Origin of the sequence: Halalkalibacter oceani (genome assembly GCF_023715605.1) — a bacterium.
Taxonomy (GTDB): Bacteria; Bacillota; Bacilli; order Bacillales; family Bacillaceae_D; genus Halalkalibacter; species Halalkalibacter oceani.
In genome coordinates, this window is record NZ_JAMBOL010000002.1 from 433,324 (window position 1) to 448,624 (window position 15,301).

The 15,301-nt window shown below is 49.1% G+C and carries 16 protein-coding genes; 10 read left to right on the forward strand and 6 right to left on the reverse strand.

The genetic code is table 11. The features are described from left to right. Positions 1–381: 381 nt before the first annotated feature. The 4 genes from M3202_RS04750 to M3202_RS04765 are packed head-to-tail and all read left to right on the forward strand — an operon-like array spanning position 382 to position 3,303. Complete coding sequence (locus M3202_RS04750) at positions 382–897, forward strand: sigma-70 family RNA polymerase sigma factor (protein WP_251222188.1); 516 nt, start codon at positions 382–384, stop codon at positions 895–897. Next, positions 897–1,346 carry an anti-sigma factor gene (locus tag M3202_RS04755; protein ID WP_251222189.1) on the forward strand — a complete coding sequence of 150 codons (450 nt, stop codon included), beginning with the start codon at positions 897–899 and terminating at the stop codon, positions 1,344–1,346. Before M3202_RS04750 ends, M3202_RS04755 begins: the two co-directional genes overlap by 1 nt. After that, entirely contained in the window at positions 1,343–2,416 is a 1,074-nt protein-coding gene (locus M3202_RS04760; protein WP_251222190.1) for a hypothetical protein, read from the forward strand. The genes M3202_RS04755 and M3202_RS04760 overlap by 4 nt, the downstream gene beginning before the upstream one ends. Then, positions 2,413–3,303, forward strand: a complete 891-nt coding sequence (locus M3202_RS04765) for a hypothetical protein (RefSeq protein WP_251222191.1) — start codon at positions 2,413–2,415, stop codon at positions 3,301–3,303. Before M3202_RS04760 ends, M3202_RS04765 begins: the two co-directional genes overlap by 4 nt. Positions 3,304–3,499: 196 nt before the next feature. Here M3202_RS04765 and M3202_RS04770 read toward each other — a convergent pair whose 3' ends face one another. Then, the gene (locus M3202_RS04770; protein WP_251222192.1) at positions 3,500–5,032 is read right to left on the reverse strand and encodes an S-layer homology domain-containing protein; all 1,533 of its coding nucleotides are present in this window, start codon (positions 5,030–5,032) and stop codon (positions 3,500–3,502) included. 167 nt (positions 5,033–5,199) lie between these two features. Between M3202_RS04770 and M3202_RS04775 the strand changes: the two genes are divergently transcribed. Beyond that, positions 5,200–5,934 carry a hypothetical protein gene (locus M3202_RS04775; protein ID WP_251222193.1) on the forward strand — a complete coding sequence of 245 codons (735 nt, stop codon included), beginning with the start codon at positions 5,200–5,202 and terminating at the stop codon, positions 5,932–5,934. Between the two features lie 273 nt (positions 5,935–6,207). On the opposite strand, the gene selD is transcribed toward M3202_RS04775, so the two are convergent. After that, on the reverse strand, positions 6,208–7,257 hold the full coding sequence (selD, locus tag M3202_RS04780) for a selenide, water dikinase SelD (protein ID WP_285890168.1): 1,050 nt from the start codon (positions 7,255–7,257) through the stop codon (positions 6,208–6,210). 151 nt (positions 7,258–7,408) lie between these two features. Between selD and selA the strand changes: the two genes are divergently transcribed. Genes selA through M3202_RS04795 form a run of 3 tightly spaced genes read left to right on the forward strand, consistent with a single transcriptional unit; the run spans position 7,409 to position 10,236 of the window. Next, positions 7,409–8,818 carry an L-seryl-tRNA(Sec) selenium transferase gene (gene selA, locus M3202_RS04785; protein WP_251222195.1) on the forward strand — a complete coding sequence of 470 codons (1,410 nt, stop codon included), beginning with the start codon at positions 7,409–7,411 and terminating at the stop codon, positions 8,816–8,818. Continuing rightward, complete coding sequence (locus M3202_RS04790) at positions 8,815–9,324, forward strand: acyl-CoA thioesterase (protein WP_251222196.1); 510 nt, start codon at positions 8,815–8,817, stop codon at positions 9,322–9,324. The genes selA and M3202_RS04790 overlap by 4 nt, the downstream gene beginning before the upstream one ends. Positions 9,325–9,357: 33 nt before the next feature. Next, on the forward strand, positions 9,358–10,236 hold the full coding sequence (locus M3202_RS04795) for a TIGR01777 family oxidoreductase (protein WP_251222197.1): 879 nt from the start codon (positions 9,358–9,360) through the stop codon (positions 10,234–10,236). 47 nt (positions 10,237–10,283) lie between these two features. Here M3202_RS04795 and M3202_RS04800 read toward each other — a convergent pair whose 3' ends face one another. The 3 genes from M3202_RS04800 to M3202_RS04810 form a co-directional block, all read right to left on the reverse strand. Beyond that, entirely contained in the window at positions 10,284–10,700 is a 417-nt protein-coding gene (locus tag M3202_RS04800; protein WP_251222198.1) for a DUF3021 domain-containing protein, read from the reverse strand. Beyond that, positions 10,697–11,152: a LytTR family DNA-binding domain-containing protein gene (locus M3202_RS04805; RefSeq protein ID WP_251222199.1), complete on the reverse strand. Its 456-nt coding sequence runs from the start codon at positions 11,150–11,152 to the stop codon at positions 10,697–10,699. Before M3202_RS04805 ends, M3202_RS04800 begins: the two co-directional genes overlap by 4 nt. A gap of 250 nt (positions 11,153–11,402) precedes the next feature. After that, positions 11,403–11,540 carry a small acid-soluble spore protein P gene (locus M3202_RS04810; protein WP_251222200.1) on the reverse strand — a complete coding sequence of 46 codons (138 nt, stop codon included), beginning with the start codon at positions 11,538–11,540 and terminating at the stop codon, positions 11,403–11,405. A 111-nt stretch (positions 11,541–11,651) separates the two neighbouring features. On the opposite strand from M3202_RS04810, the gene M3202_RS04815 reads away from it, so the two are divergent. Further along, positions 11,652–11,900: a DUF2524 family protein gene (locus M3202_RS04815; protein ID WP_251222201.1), complete on the forward strand. Its 249-nt coding sequence runs from the start codon at positions 11,652–11,654 to the stop codon at positions 11,898–11,900. A gap of 189 nt (positions 11,901–12,089) precedes the next feature. Here the strand turns inward: M3202_RS04815 and sspO are convergent, their stop codons facing one another. Next, entirely contained in the window at positions 12,090–12,251 is a 162-nt protein-coding gene (gene sspO / locus M3202_RS04820) for a small acid-soluble spore protein SspO (RefSeq protein ID WP_251222202.1), read from the reverse strand. 262 nt (positions 12,252–12,513) lie between these two features. Here sspO and acnA point away from each other — a divergent pair, with 262 nt between their 5' ends. Next, on the forward strand, positions 12,514–15,231 hold the full coding sequence (gene acnA, locus M3202_RS04825; RefSeq protein WP_251222203.1) for an aconitate hydratase AcnA: 2,718 nt from the start codon (positions 12,514–12,516) through the stop codon (positions 15,229–15,231). The last annotated feature ends 70 nt before the right edge of the window (positions 15,232–15,301 follow it).

The following is a 15,301-nucleotide window of genomic DNA, read 5'->3' on the forward strand; positions in this document are numbered from 1 at the left end:
AAAAAGAACAAGGCGATCTTCCTTGTGAGCGATGAAGACGTCCGGACCGCTTCGGGGATGAAACAAAAGGTAGCATGGAGGAGGCTGGGACAAAAGGTTGTTTTTTTACCTTTTTCCCAGCCTCTCTAAGCTATGAGCGGAACCGCCACGCTCTTTTAAAGCCCGTTGTGAGTGGGTTTCTCACAACGGGCTTGTGGCGTGTGAAGCCATTGCCAGTAGGTCCAAAGCTAGTTTTGTCTCAAGCCCTTTTTTTCATTCGAAATGATAAGATAAGCTGTAATTTGAAAAAAAGTGTAGGGGTTAGGTCAACCGCTGTCGTCTATTATATGTGCGACGTAAAAAGGGGGGAGAGAGATTAGCGATCGGATTTTACTAGAGAAAATGAGAAGCGGCGATGATCATGCCTTCAGGCTCATTGTGGAGAAATATCGCACAGAGCTTTTCCGCGTCATCTACGCGATTTTGCGTGATCAGAAGGATGCTGAAGATGCGACGCAAGAAGTGTTTATTAAAATCTATCATTCTCTCTCCACCTTTGAGAATCAAGGGTTGAAAACATGGATGACGCGCATCGCCGTCAATCATGCGATTGATAGTAGAAGGAAACGGGAGCGCAGGCGTGAGGAGATGACCGAGCAGCTGGCGTTTCAAGCGGCGGTTTCAGCCAAGGATCACGTTGAAGCTGAAGTGATGCTGACAGAAAAGCAGCGCCTCGTGCGGGAAAAGCTCGATCAATTGCCGGGCAGCTACCGGGAAGTCGTCTATGATTTTTATATTGCGGAGAAAAGCTACCAGCAAATGGCTGATGAACAGCAGGTCCAGGTAAAAACGATTGAAACAAAGCTTTACCGGGCGCGTCAGTGGATGAAAAAGCATTGGAAGGAGGAGGAGTTTTGATGAATCATATCAGTGAAGAACAATGGAAAAAGTATGTGCAGGACGAGGTCGATCTTTCCACCCGTCGGCAGTACGAGGAGCATTTGTATCGCTGTGATCAGTGCCTTGAGCTTTATCTGCACGCTGTGGCTGCTTATGAGGAGAAGCTACCGGATGTGACCGATCCAGCTGCTTTTACCGGTCAGATTCTTGAAAAGGTGGCGGAACAGCCGAAAGAGATGCAGGCTGAAGCGGCACGTCCATTTTATCAAAGGACGATCGTTCATTATACGGTCGCCGCAGCGATAACCGTCATGTTCATGACCTCCGGTGTTTTTCATTCCATTACCACTGTCCAAAGTCCGGCGCTCGCGGAAAGCTCGCCTTCGGTAACGGAGCAGCTTGTTAATAAAACCGTTGCCTGGCTCAATGTCATTGAACAAAAAAATAGGGAGGAGACCGATCAATGAAAAACCCGATATTAGCTTTTTTGCTGGCATTCTTCCCTGGCGGGGGCTTGCTTTATTTACGAAAGCCGCTTCGCGGGCTCGCGTATATGTTTGGAGAGTTCGGCTTGATTGTGATTTTTACGTTTCTGTACGCCCATTGGGAATACGGGCTGGCGTTCTTTGTCGTGATAGCAGGCGTTATTCTTTACGTCGTCAACCTTGTTGACACGGCGATTACCGCTTCAAAAACGGCTTATCCGACGGCTGCCAATCAAGCGGAGGCAATGAAAAACCCGACCGAAGAGCAGGAACGTTTTTTTACGATTTTGCTATCATTTATACCGGGTCTGGGCCATTTTCAGCTAGGTTTGATGAATCGCGGTTTGACGCTGTTTATGGCGTTTGTCGGCACGATTATGATGGTTTTCTTCGTGACTGTCCTCACATCAAGAGAAGAGTTTTTGCTGTTTCTCGCCATTTTACCGGTGATCTGGGTGTATGGTTTTTTTGATGCGATCCATCAGCTGAATAAAAAGCACAAAGGGGAGGAGCTTATTGATCGCTCGATTCTCGAAGACATCGAATTAAATCGGGTGAATGGGAAAAAGAGCAAATCAATCGCCGTCGCTCTGTCGTTTTTTCCCGGCGCGGGGCACCTCTATCTTGGACTCCAGCGCCGTGGAATTCAATTAATGGCCGCCTTTTTATTTTCGATCTATATTTTAGACGTACTTAGACTCGGCATATTTTTGTTCCTTATTCCGATTATTTGGTTTTACAGCTTTTTTGACGGGCTGCAAAAAGCTTCCGCTTACGGGAAAGAGGAACTGGATGATACACCGATTATTTCTTACTTTCTTAATCAGCAGAAATGGGTCGGCATCGGGCTCATTTTACTCGGGCTTTATTATTTAACAAGTCATATGGCACTGCCGGCGGTAGCACCGCTGCTCGATGATTGGCTCAACGTCGATTTCAAGTACTGGTTTGATCATTATTTTCAAACGACGATCGTCTGCCTGTTGCTCATTGGTGGAGGGATCAAACTGCTGGTCGGCAGCAAGCGAAAGAATAAGGAGGACGTATCATGAGAGTTTGGCGTGTCGGTACGATTTCAATGGGAGCGTCTCTGCTCCTGTTAGGAATCATTCTTTTCATTGCTCAATTTAGCGAGATTAGCGTCTCGCAAATTATGCTGGCGTGGTGGCCGGTCATTATGATTATTTTAGGGCTGGAAATGCTCGTCTATCTTTTTTTATCAAAGCAGGAAAAACCGCTGCTGCATTATGATTTTTTAAGTATATTCTTCGTCGCGCTGATCGGCACGGCCGGAATTGCCTTTGCGCTTGCCAGCTCCACCGGGTTGCTTGATTTGGTGGAAAATGAGCTTGCGCGGGAAGAGCGGACGCTTGATCTGCCGCCGGTCTCTCATCCGATTGAGCCCGAAGTTAATCGTGTCGTTGTCCAGACCGGTCCATATCCGCTTACGGTTGAAGCGACAACCGGCGCTGAATTGTCGCTCTTTGGAACATACCGGGCTTCCTTAGGGAAGGAGGACACGCTAGTCTCCAGGCCGGAAGAATACGCCTCAATATACCAGCGCGGCGATACGCTTTATCTTATCATTAAGCAGCTGCCGCGGGAAATAGCAGGGTTTTCACAAATGACGCCTCAAGTAGAAGCGACCGTCTTTGTCCCGGGTGATGTTGAAGTGGAAGTCGTCGGGCAGCAGTACCCGGTTAGCCTCAAGCCCCGCGATGCCGAAAGCAGCTGGATAGTCGAAAGCGCCTCGACTGTGTCGCTCTATTTGCAAAATGAAAATGATGTCGAAGTATCGGCAACCAGAGTTGAAGAAACGGTGGGAGCCGATGAAAGCATCAATCGCCTCCTTGCAGAAGAAGGCAGCGTTACGTTCGGAGAAGGGACGCATCAAATTACGATTATTGAAGCGTTTCAGCTTACATTAATGATGGGATAGGAGCCGAAACCCCGGCTTATTCGAGGTCGTAGTAGCTGCGAGCTGATGAATGGGTTTAGCACATAGCGGCAATGGCTTCGCACGCTGCTCGTCAACTAGAAGAAAGTCACTCCTAGTTGACTTAAAATCTTGCAGCGGCTTCGCGCATTGCTTCAACAACAAGTCCCAAAAGCATTTGCTTTTGGGACTTGTTGTTTTAGTCAATTACCCGTTGCATAAAGACGGCGAATTGCCCTCTTGTTACTTCCATCGTCGGGCGATAGGCAGTCGCGGTAATACCGGCGACAATTTCGTTGGCGTACAGGGTCTGGACAGCTTGCTCATACCAGATGCCGGCGGGAACGTCGGTAAATGGATGGGACGTGCCGCCTGATTCAAACGAATACAGTCTCGTAAGCAGGACGGCCATTTGCGCCCGGGTTAATGGCGCGCTTGGCTGAAAGCTCGTCGCTGTTATGCCGGAGAAGATTCCTTCATCAACGGCAGCGGCGATCGCCGCGTAATAAGGATGGTCGCGCGGTACGTCCCGGAAATTCGGATTCGGGCGATTGTCAAAGGAAATTCCTTCAGCCCGCGCTAAAAGCGTCGCCGCCTGTGCCCGCGTGATCGAGTCATTCAATCCGAAAGCTCCGTTTGGATAGCCCTGAATGACACCGCGTTCACTCAGCTGATAGATGGCTGTTGCCGCCCAGTGTCCGGCCGGTACATCCGAGAATTCACTTGGCGCAGCCGGTGGCTCTGGCAGTGCTGGTGGCGGCTCCGCCGGATCAGGACGCTCTGATCCTTGTGCGGTTAAATAGCTCGAAGCGACAAACCCTTTCGTGCCGTCACTTCTTTGAACAGGGTACCAGACAAAATGGTTAGTCCGCACCGGGTTTGATTCATCGTAAACAAACGAGCCGGTGATCGTCAACGCTTCCCCCTCGGCAATCGTTCCAAGGCTGCTGCTTTCCCGAGTCGGTCTCTCGCGGAACTGGAGACCTCCTGTCGTGGAATAAACCGTATCGCCATTCAGGAAATGATAGGTTGTTTCTGTTAAAGGAAGCTCTGTTTCATAGTGAGTCGTTACAAATTCAATCGGCGCCCGCACCTCTGGATCGTAGCGAAAGTCGCCCGGTTCAAACGGAATTCTTGCCAGCGGAAGGAGGTGGTACTCCTCGATAATATCCCAAACCTTCTCCTGATAGGCGTCGTCGTTTCGCTCTCCCGTTGCCTGGACGACCGGACTGTTGACCGGCATCGTTCCATTATAAGCAAGCACGGCAAAATACCAGTGTTCAATCACATCGCGATCGCCATCGTTAATCGTCGGTAAATCACCGCGGGCAAACATTTGATCAAGAATTTCAGCACCAGCCTGAATATTGTAAATAAGATCTGATTTCAATCTTTCGACATCATATTGCTGGTAGTTCGTAATTTGCATCAGGCCGATTCCACCATCTGCGGTTTCAATCGCTTCGCCGTTTGCCTGGAAGTGAGCCCAATCGCCATTTTCCTTGTGGGCGACCGCTTTAACTATTTCCGGCGGAATATCATAAGCGAGCGCCGTCTCCGTCAGCAGACAGTTGGTCACTTGATAATGCGGATTTTCTCCCGAGATTGGTTCATAGTCGCAAGCATCAGCGACATCCTCTGCTGCAAAAGCAGGAGGAGACAGGAAGAGCATCATAGCAAGCAAGCTCCCAGTCAGGCCGTCTGCTCCTTTTCTTTTTTTACGCGTAGTCAAAAAGCATTGCCTCCTTTATCATTCATTCACTCTTATTTATTTTGCTAGTTTAGAAGAGGATTTGCAAGAAAAGAAAGCAACAAAAATTGGAATAACGAAAAATAGATCAATAGACTTAGTGAAAGTATGATATGATGTTGTGCAGTTCGAGGTAAAGGAGTAAGCAAATGAACCAACAGCTGAAGAAAATCGATCATCAATCCCCTAAGCGCGAGCAGAAGCGGTCCAGCTGGGGGAAAAGAATTGGCGGCCTGATCCTTGCTGCTGTTCTTCTCTATTTGGTTGTTCAATATGAGGTGCTTTTCCGCCTGTTCGTCGTTCTTTTTCTAGCTGGGCTTGCTTATGTCGTCCTGCGGAGAGGAAAAGAACAAAAAACGGAATTTCAGGATGAACCGATAAAATCGACTCCAGAGCCTGTAATTGAGAATCAGGAGACGATTATTTTTGAAAAAGAAGTGCAGAAAAAAGAAGAAGAGCTGACGCTCGTTGATTTTGATCGCACCCAACTGCTCGAGGAGCTTTTTGCCAAAGCGCAGCTCGAGGAAGCGGAAAAGCAGACGTATCGGGAGAAAATCAGACAAAAGGATGCGGAGCGTTCGAGTTTACTTGAAGAGCTGTTGAAGGTAAAAGGCCGATTCAGCACAGCGGTTATCGAGACAAAGAAATATTTTGTTAAAGCAGATCCGCTTAAAGAGGTGGCTGCGGCAATTGAACAAGATAAAATAGCGGAAGGCTCCATCACGAATTTAAATGAAATCAGTAAGGAACTGAGCAGTTCTTTGCCGCCGGAAACAATCGAAGCGTTAAAAAAGCAAGGCTATGTAGATGAAGAGGTAAAGCTGACAAGAACAGGCTATAAAGCGTTGCGAAAAACGATGGAGAAAGAGCGGAAAGAGGGATAGGCGCTTTTTAGATCGTAGGAAAAACGAGGGCGGGTCAAACGTATTTTCTATATGACTATCCGAACAAATGAAAAGAAGGAATCCGTCGCTCCTGAAATAGACCTCGCTTTCCGCGGGAAGCTGGTGAGCCTCCTCGGGGTGGGAGGGCCGACTCCTGCAGAAAGCGTGCCCGAAACTCTGGATCGTGACAAATCCTTCTACCAAAAAAGCCTGTCGACCGTCTCGCTTTTGCGAGACTTTGTCGACAGGCTGAAAAACGCCTTAGGCGTTTTTTTATTTTACGATGAGCGGCTTGTCCTGTTTAGCTGTAACTGTACCGATGACGTAAGCCTGTGCATTGTCGCGCTCCATCCGTTCAAGATAGAGGCGGGCATCGTCGGGTGGAAGGCTGATCAGCAGTCCGCCTGATGTCACCGCGTCGCATAAAATGCTTTTCTCAACGGCGGTAATATGATCAGCATAGATGACCTGCTCTTCAAGCCAGCGCTCGTTCGCTTTTGAACCGCCAGGGATAATGCCTTGTTCTGCAAGCTCGCGTGTTCCGGCAAGCAGAGGGACGTTGGCAAACTCCAGCTCGAAGCTGACGTCGCTTCCTTTCGCCATTTCAAAGCTGTGGCCAAGCAGGCCGAAGCCTGTCACGTCGGTGACTGCGTTTGGATGAAGCCCTTCAAGCTGCTCGGCGGCGCGTTTATTCAGCGCGGCCATCGTTTCCGTGACGGCGAGCTCCTGCTCCGGCGTTACCGCGCCACGCTTGATGCCCGTCGTCAAAATGCCGACACCGATCGGCTTCGTAAGAATCAGCCAGTCCCCCGGCCGCGCGCCGACATTGGTAAAGATCCGGTCAGGATGAGCGAGCCCTGTTACGGCCATCCCGAATTTCGGTTCCTGGTCATCAATGGAATGCCCGCCGACAATGGTCGCCCCGGCTTCCCTCGTTTTATCAGCAGCCCCTTTAAGAATCTCTGCCAAAATGTCAGGCGCCAACGTCTTGATTGGAAAGCCGACGATGTTTAAGACCGTCGTCGGTTTTCCGCCCATCGCGTAAACATCGCTTAAGGCATTGGCGGCGGCAATTTGGCCGAACATATAAGGATCATCAACGACAGGAGTAAAATAATCAACCGTCTGGATCATCGCCAGGTCGTCCGTTAAGCGGTAAGCCCCGGCATCATCGGATGTATCCAATCCAACGAGCACATTTTCATCATGATCTTGCTTCGGCAAATGACGCAAAACTTGCGCCAGGTCCTCTGGACCAATTTTGCAGCCTCAACCAGCTTTTGTTGAAAAAGCAGTCAGGCGGATTTTGTGCTTCTCGTCCAAGTGAGCCACCTCCTATCATTTATATGAATAGTTTTTGCATCCTTCAATGTCTTATCCTACAATAGAAAAGAAAACAAAGTAAAGCAAAACGAAAGGAGCGACAGGTGATCGGCTTGACCATTGATATGAGACAGAAAGAGGGGGAAGGGTCGTGAAGCATTTAGCAAGGCAGCTGCCTGCGATCCATGAGCTGCAAAAGCATCAACGCTTCGAGGAGATAATGGGCGCCTATCATCTAACGTCGCAGCAGCTGACAGCGATGCTGAAGCACGTCGTCGCCTCCGTGCGGGAACAGCTTCTTGCCGGTGATGATGAAATAAGCCTCGCTCCTGGGAACATAGATGGAGAGCTGTTTCATCAGCTTGAGGCTTACGCCCGCAAAGAAGCGAGCGTAAAGTTGCAGCATGTCATAAATGGAACGGGTACTGTACTACATACGAATTTAGGACGGGCACGCCTAAGCGGGCAGGCGCAAAAGAAGGTGATCGAAGCGGCTTCCTCGTACACGAACCTCGAATATCAGCTGCATAGCGGTAAGCGCGGTTCCCGTCATGATTTGATTGAGGCGGCGTTGAGAGAGGTGACCGGGGCGGAGGCGGCGATCGTCGTCAACAACAACGCGGCAGCTGTTTATTTCGTCCTCTCAGCATTGGCGAGAGGGAAAGAGGTGATCGTCTCGCGCGGAGAGCTGGTGGAAATCGGCGGTTCCTTCCGCGTTTCATCGATTATGGAGGAAAGCGGGGCGGTGCTGAAAGAAGTCGGAACGACAAACAAAACGCATCTTTATGATTATGAGCAGGCGATTACAGCCGAGACAGCACTGCTGATGAAGGTTCATACGAGCAATTTTAAAATGATCGGCTTCACGGAAGCCGTGCCGGCAAAAGAACTAAAGCCGCTCGCCGACGCCAATAATCTGCCATTGTTTGAGGATCTTGGAAGCGGAGTGCTCTATGATTTCAAGCAAAAAGGAATCGGTTCCGAGCCGACCGTGCGCGAGGCAATTGCCCAGGGAGCTGATCTCGTTTCCTTTAGCGGCGATAAGCTTTTAGGCGGACCGCAGGCCGGCATTATCGCCGGGAAAAAGAAATGGATTGACCGCTTAAAAAAACATCAGCTCGCCCGCGTGCTGCGCGTCGATAAAATGACATTGGCCGCGCTGGAAGCGACGCTTGCCCATTACCGTGATGAGGAAGAAGCGTTAACGGAAATCCCGACGATTCGCGCTGTCCTGTTGACGCAGGAGGAGGTTTTCGAGCGGATCGAACGGTTTCAGATAGCGCTCGATCCGGCATGGAAGACGGATGTCACCGAGTCTTTTTCCCAGGTTGGGGGCGGGACGATGCCCGAAGTCCAGCTGCCGACGTATGTGCTGTTGCTGACGCATCCAATCTGGAGCGCCAATGAGCTTCAGCGGGAGCTGCGCAACGGCTCGCCGGCTGTCATCAGCCGGATTGTGAACGAACAAGTTGCTTTAGATTTTCGCACGATTGAAGAAAACGAGCAATCAGCTTTGCATCAACGCTTGCAGGAGTGCATAAAGGAGAGATCTGTAAAATGAAGGAAAAGAAAGCATCAGAATCACGCACGGTGTTAACCGACATCGTCCTACCACCTGATACGAACTATTACGGCACGATTTTTGGTGGAAATGTGATGGCCTATATTGACAAGGTGGCGAGCATCGCCGCGATGCGCCACGCAAGAAGCATGGTCGTCACCGCTTCAAGCGACAGCCTTGATTTTATTTCACCGATTCAGACCGGGGAAGCGATCTGTCTGGAAGGCTATGTCAGTTATACGAGCCATACGTCGATGGAAGTCTATGTGAAGGTGGAAGCGGAAAATTTATTGACCGGGGAGCGCCGGCTGACGGCGACATCCTATTTAACCTTCGTCGCCCTTGATGAAAACCGCAAGCCGACGCCGGTGCCTCCTGTCGTGCCTGAAACGGAGGAAGAGAAATACCAATATGCAGGAGCACAGGAGCGGCACGAGCAGCGGCAAAAGCGGAGGCAGGAGCGCAAAGAGCGGCAAAAGCTCGAAGCACTTATGAAGGATCAATAGAGACTCGCGTGAAGTAGTCGATTGGGGGAGAAGATGGAAAAAGTCGTGCTTGCCGGAGGAACCGGCTTTGTCGGACGTTATTTTGAGAAACGATTTGAACAGCTTGGCTATAAGGTGGAAATCATCTCAAGGCAAAGCGTGCATATCAGCTGGGATGATCGCGCCAGAATTACCGAGGCGTTGGAAGGCGCGGCGCTGTTAATCAATCTTGCTGGAAAATCAGTAAATTGCCGCTATCATGAGCGGAATAAGCGCGAGATTTTGCATTCTAGGCTTGAGACAACGAACATTCTTGGGGAAGCAGTTGACCTCTGCCAAACACCACCTGAGCTGTGGATCAATGCCAGTACGGCGACGATTTACCGCCATGCTGAAGATAAGCCGATGACCGAGGAAGCAGGTGAGGTTGGCGCTGGATTTTCGGTTGATGTCGCCAAAGCGTGGGAGAAGGCCTTCTTTTCTTTTTCGCCAGCGGCAACGCGTCAGGTCGCGCTGCGGATTGCGATTGTGTTAGGGAAAGAAGGAGGCGTGATGACTCCATATCGGAATTTAGTGCGCTTTGGTCTCGGAGGGGTACAGGGAACAGGTAAGCAAATGTTTAGCTGGATTCATATTGAAGATCTGTTTCAAATCATCCTCTTTTTGAAAGAAAGACAGGAGCTGAGTGGCGTGTTTAACTGCGCCGCGCCGGCTCCTATCACGAATCGTGAGTTTATGCGCAAGCTGCGGAAAAGCCATCATGCGCCGTTTGGCCTCCCGGCGCCAAAATGGCTGCTTGAGCTGGGAGCACGGATCATCAGAACGGAAACGGAGCTCGTCTTAAAAAGCCGCTGGGTCATTCCGGAGCGGCTTGAGCAGGAAGGCTTCTCGTTCAAGTTCAGGACAATGGATGAGGCGCTAACGGAACTGTAGGATGCTCCAAGAGGCGGGACAAAACGAGTTGGTCCAGCCTCTGCTTCCTATAAATTTTTCAGCTCGCCATTTAATGTTTTGGCGACATGACGAAAGTAAAGGTAGAAGGCGCTCCAAATCACGGCGTAGAAGACGAGAAACAGGGCGATAAAAAAGAGAATGCTGTTTAGCTGAACGGGAATCCAGCCGATGCCGAAGGCGAGCACGAAGTAAAGGAGCGCGACTGTGCAAAAATGAAGCAGCGTCTGCTGGGAGAGCTTTAACGATTTGACTTCAAAATAGAGCGGACTAACGGTGAAAAACCAGCCGCAAAACAAGGTGCCAAGCGCGTTTTTAACAAATACCTCACCATGGAGCACAGGCTGTTGGCCAAGATAGACAAAGCAGATCGCCGCCAGGACGGTCAGAAACGCCCCGAAAAAGATCCCCATTATACTTCTGAATAAAAAGGTTTTTACCATCATGATTTCCTCCTGTTCAATTTCAATGCTTCTTTAATGCCGTTGACGTAATGTCTGGAAACGTATTCGGTTTCGCCTGAATGAAAGTAGACGCGCAGCGTTCCGTGAAACGATGCTTCAAAATGGCTCAGTTCGTAAAGGTTGGCAATTACCGATTTTGACAAACGGACAAATTTGCCGGATGGCAGCTGTTCCTCCAGTTCATAGAGTTTTTCTTTTACTTTGAACGCCCCTTCGGCGGTAATCGCGTGGACGCTCTCATGTTGAACGCGGAACAGGTGAATGCTTTCCGGTTTTAACAAATGCTGCATCTCGCCCTGCTGGCCGACAATAAATGGCGCTTCTCTGCGTTTGATATCGTGCAAGAGATCCAAAATCATTTGATCCGCTTCCTTGCATTGAATCGTGATTACCGTTTCCTGATAGCTGTCATTAATATCCAAATGGACTTTCAACTCCTCACCCGCTTTCTGAAAAAAGAAAATCAATATGTTCTTTGTTTTGTTACTACCAGTGTAGTCATAAAAGGCTGTGCTGTCTCCCTTTATCAAGTAAGTCGCAAATCGTGGCAGGTAAGTGGCGGCCCTGAGGAGGTGAGTTGCAAAACAGCAGCAGGGCACGCGAAAAAGGCGGAGCCAAAGGTTGTTTTTATACCTTTTGCTCTGCCTCGTCCTTACTTTATGTTCGTTCAATGATTCACGGGGGTCAGCCTTCGCCGTTTGTTTGATTGACGTGATTGGCCTGTTTTACCTTCTTTGAGCCACTTAACGGTTCAGGCTGGCCGGAGTCCGCTCCTCTTGGCGCGTTGCGGCGCTGATCCTTATATGTGTTTTTCTCCGTCATTGTCATCCCTCCTTCTTCCTAGTAGTATGTCAACCGCTTGTTTCCTATCCGCATATCACCCGGCTTTTTGTACATCCTAGAGGGGACAGCAAAACAAAGGAGGAGTAAACAATGCCTTATCAAAAGGATAAGCAGCAAGCATTTCAAGCAGCACAGCAGGCTGTGGAACAGGCTAAGGAAGCCTTTTCGGCGATTGAACGCCACCAGCCCGATGAAGGAACACGGATGAAGCAGGCCCGGCAGGAAATTGAGGAAGCCGAGCTTCAAATCGAAAAAGCGCTAACCGTTTCGACAGAGCATCAGCACGAGCAGCTCGCGCACTTCCAGCAAACAATCGATGAACTGAAGCAACAGATTTGAAAAGGAACTGGAGAGACTGGGACAGAAGGCGAAGTGGAGAAGAAATAACATGGAAGTAGCTCCGTTCTGGGCAAATCCCCTACCAAGCATGTTTCTTCGGTAGGGGATTTTAAAAGCAGCCTGGTCAACGCCCTCTATCAGTTGTTCGGACATTCATCCGGTCAGAGCCCTTTCGTCCCAATCGCTCATCTACTGTCTTTTTTTCGTTTTCTTATTGTTTTGACGCTGCATTTCCGTTAATGGCTCGTTGGCCGCTTCGGTTTCAAACGCGCCGTTGTAGCCGGTGTCCTTCCCTTGAGCCGGGGCATCATTCATCCCGGTCATCTGGTGGTTTGCTTTTTTCTTCGCCATTTCCTTCACCTCCATGTATTACCTTCTGTTTTGCAGATCGATCTTATTCATTAAACCGATATTTTGCTGAGAGGAAGACGAAAACATACGAAATTTAGAAAAACTCATTTATTCTTTAGACAAGTTTTGCTATGCTAAAGAAGGACTGTTTGGGAAGCGAAAAATTACCTCTAGACTATGGTAGGCGGGGGGACTAGAGACATGATTTTAGACAATCCCGGCAGTTTACGTTATGATAGTCATGTGAAGGAGGGGTATACATATGTCAAAAAGTAATGATGTATTCAACGCGCGATCATCCTTTTCTTTGGATGGAAAAACAATCAACTATTACTCGTTAAAAGCCCTGGAGGATGCGGGTTTAGGAAACGTTTCGAATCTACCATACTCAGTAAAAGTGTTATTGGAATCAGTATTGCGTCAATATGACGGCTATGTTATCAAAAAAGAACATGTGGAAAATTTAGCCAAATGGGGCACGAGTGAATTGAAGGATATTGACGTTCCTTTCAAACCATCTCGTGTTATTTTGCAGGACTTCACCGGGGTGCCGGCTGTTGTTGACTTGGCTTCATTGCGTAAGGCGATGGCCGATATGGGCGGGAATCCTGATCAAATTAACCCTGAAATCCCTGTTGATCTTGTTATCGATCACTCCGTACAGGTTGATAAAGCAGGGACAAATGACTCCCTTGTGTACAATATGAATTTGGAGTTTCAACGGAACGAGGAGCGTTACCAATTTTTAAGCTGGGCGAAGAAAGCGTTTGACAACTATCGCGCAGTGCCGCCGGCAACAGGTATCGTTCACCAGGTAAACCTCGAATACATTGCCAATGTCGTTCATGCTGTTGAACAGGATGGCGAAACAGTCGCATTCCCTGATACGTTAGTAGGTACGGACTCCCATACGACGATGATCAACGGAATCGGCGTTCTTGGCTGGGGTGTCGGTGGTATTGAAGCCGAAGCGGGTATGCTTGGCCAGCCTTCTTACTTCCCTGTGCCAGAAGTGATCGGGGTTAAGCTTATTGGTGAGCTTCCAAGCGGTACGACTGCGACGGATATCGCCTTAAAAGTAACGCAAGTGTTAAGAGAGAAGAAGGTTGTCGGCAAGTTCGTTGAATTCTTCGGTCCGGGCCTTGCTGAAATGCCATTGGCCGACCGCGCGACAATCTCGAATATGGCCCCTGAATACGGTGCAACTTGTGGTTTCTTCCCGGTGGATGTAGAAGCTCTTAATTACATGCGCTTAACGGGTCGTTCAGAAGAGCAGATCAAGCTTGTTGAAGCATACTGCCGGGCAAACGGACTGTTCTATGTTGCCGGTGAAACAGCGGATCCAACGTACACAGATGTCGTGGAAGTGGATCTTAGCAAAATCGAAGCAAACCTTTCAGGTCCTAAGCGTCCGCAGGATCTTGTTCCGCTTACTGATATGCAAAAATCGTTCCGCAGTGCGGTTGTCGCTCCTCAGGGAACGCAGGGACTCGGACTTACAGAAGATGAGTTCAACAAGACAGTTACGGTTAACTTTAAAGATGGCCGTCACACAACTATGAAGACCGGTTCGATTGCGATCGCCGCGATCACGAGCTGTACGAATACGTCTAACCCGTATGTTTTAGTTGGTGCGGGGCTAGTTGCGAAAAAAGCGGTAGAGCTTGGACTGAAAGTACCTGAATTTGTCAAAACGTCGCTTGCTCCTGGTTCAAAGGTGGTAACAGGTTATTTAACAGATTCCGGCTTGCTTCCGTATATGGAGAAGCTCGGCTTTAACATTGTCGGTTACGGCTGTACGACATGTATCGGTAACTCGGGACCTTTAGAGGAAGAAATTGAAAAAGCAATTGCCGAAAGCGATTTAACGGTAACGTCTGTGTTATCAGGGAACCGTAACTTTGAAGGACGGATTCATCCGCTTGTCAAGGCGAACTATCTTGCTTCTCCACCGCTTGTTGTCGCATACGCACTTGCGGGAACTGTCGATATCGATTTGAGAAACGATTCGCTCGGCAAGGATAAGGATGGCAACGATGTTTATTTCGCTGATATTTGGCCTACTGCTGACGAAGTGAAAGAAGTCGTTAATAAGACGGTTACGCCGGAATTGTTCCGTCGTGAATACGAGGAAGTCTTCAGCAGCAATCCGCGCTGGAATCAGATTGAAACAACTGATGATGCGCTGTATAAGTGGGATGAGGATTCAACGTACATCGCGAATCCGCCATTCTTTGAAGGGCTCTCTCCAGATCCGGAAGACATTAAGCCGCTTGGCGGACTGCGTGTAATCGGGAAGTTTGGCGATTCTGTTACGACAGACCATATTTCACCGGCCGGGGCGATCGGTAAGGATACTCCAGCAGGGAAGTATCTCATCTCTAAAGGAGTCGAGCCGAAAGACTTTAACTCCTACGGATCTCGTCGTGGTAATCATGAAGTGATGATGCGAGGAACATTTGCGAACATCCGGATTCGTAACCAGGTAGCTCCTGGTACAGAGGGCGGTTATACAACATACTGGCCAACCGGAGAAGTAATGTCTATCTATGATGCAGCGATGAAATATAAAGAAGACAATACAGGTCTGGCGATTCTTGCCGGTAAAGATTACGGTATGGGAAGCTCACGTGACTGGGCAGCGAAAGGAACAAACCTACTCGGGATTAAAACCGTTATCGCTGAAAGTTATGAGCGGATCCACCGCAGTAACCTTGTATTGATGGGTGTTCTTCCGCTTCAATTCAAGGAGGGGGACAGCGCTGAAACGCTTGGTTTAACAGGCGAGGAAACATTCGATGTTCAAATTACAAATGATGTCAAGCCGCGCGACATTGTGAAAGTCGTCGCGACAGCAGCAGATGGCACAAAAACAGAATTTGACGTCGTTGTCCGCTTCGACAGTGAAGTTGAAATGGATTACTACCGTCACGGTGGTATTCTACAAATGGTACTCCGCAATAAAATTGCAAACGTCTAATTGAAATGGGGCTGGGAAAAAGGTGGAAATAACCTTTTTCCCAGCCCTTAAGTAATGAGGGAAGCCATTG

Excerpts from the sequence above, each read along its gene's own strand:
- M3202_RS04790 (WP_251222196.1), top strand. The coding sequence starts at position 8,815 with ATGAAGGAAAAGAAAGCATCAGAATCACGCACGGTGTTAACCGACATC.
- M3202_RS04755 (WP_251222189.1), top strand. The coding sequence starts at position 897 with ATGAATCATATCAGTGAAGAACAATGGAAAAAGTATGTGCAGGACGAG.
- M3202_RS04760 (WP_251222190.1), top strand. The coding sequence starts at position 1,343 with ATGAAAAACCCGATATTAGCTTTTTTGCTGGCATTCTTCCCTGGCGGG.
- acnA (WP_251222203.1), top strand. The coding sequence starts at position 12,514 with ATGTCAAAAAGTAATGATGTATTCAACGCGCGATCATCCTTTTCTTTG.
- M3202_RS04795 (WP_251222197.1), top strand. The coding sequence starts at position 9,358 with ATGGAAAAAGTCGTGCTTGCCGGAGGAACCGGCTTTGTCGGACGTTAT.
- M3202_RS04800 (WP_251222198.1), bottom strand. The coding sequence starts at position 10,700 with ATGATGGTAAAAACCTTTTTATTCAGAAGTATAATGGGGATCTTTTTC.
- M3202_RS04810 (WP_251222200.1), bottom strand. The coding sequence starts at position 11,540 with ATGACGGAGAAAAACACATATAAGGATCAGCGCCGCAACGCGCCAAGA.
- sspO (WP_251222202.1), bottom strand. The coding sequence starts at position 12,251 with ATGGCGAAGAAAAAAGCAAACCACCAGATGACCGGGATGAATGATGCC.
- M3202_RS04750 (WP_251222188.1), top strand. The coding sequence starts at position 382 with ATGAGAAGCGGCGATGATCATGCCTTCAGGCTCATTGTGGAGAAATAT.
- M3202_RS04775 (WP_251222193.1), top strand. The coding sequence starts at position 5,200 with ATGAACCAACAGCTGAAGAAAATCGATCATCAATCCCCTAAGCGCGAG.
- M3202_RS04815 (WP_251222201.1), top strand. The coding sequence starts at position 11,652 with ATGCCTTATCAAAAGGATAAGCAGCAAGCATTTCAAGCAGCACAGCAG.
- M3202_RS04765 (WP_251222191.1), top strand. The coding sequence starts at position 2,413 with ATGAGAGTTTGGCGTGTCGGTACGATTTCAATGGGAGCGTCTCTGCTC.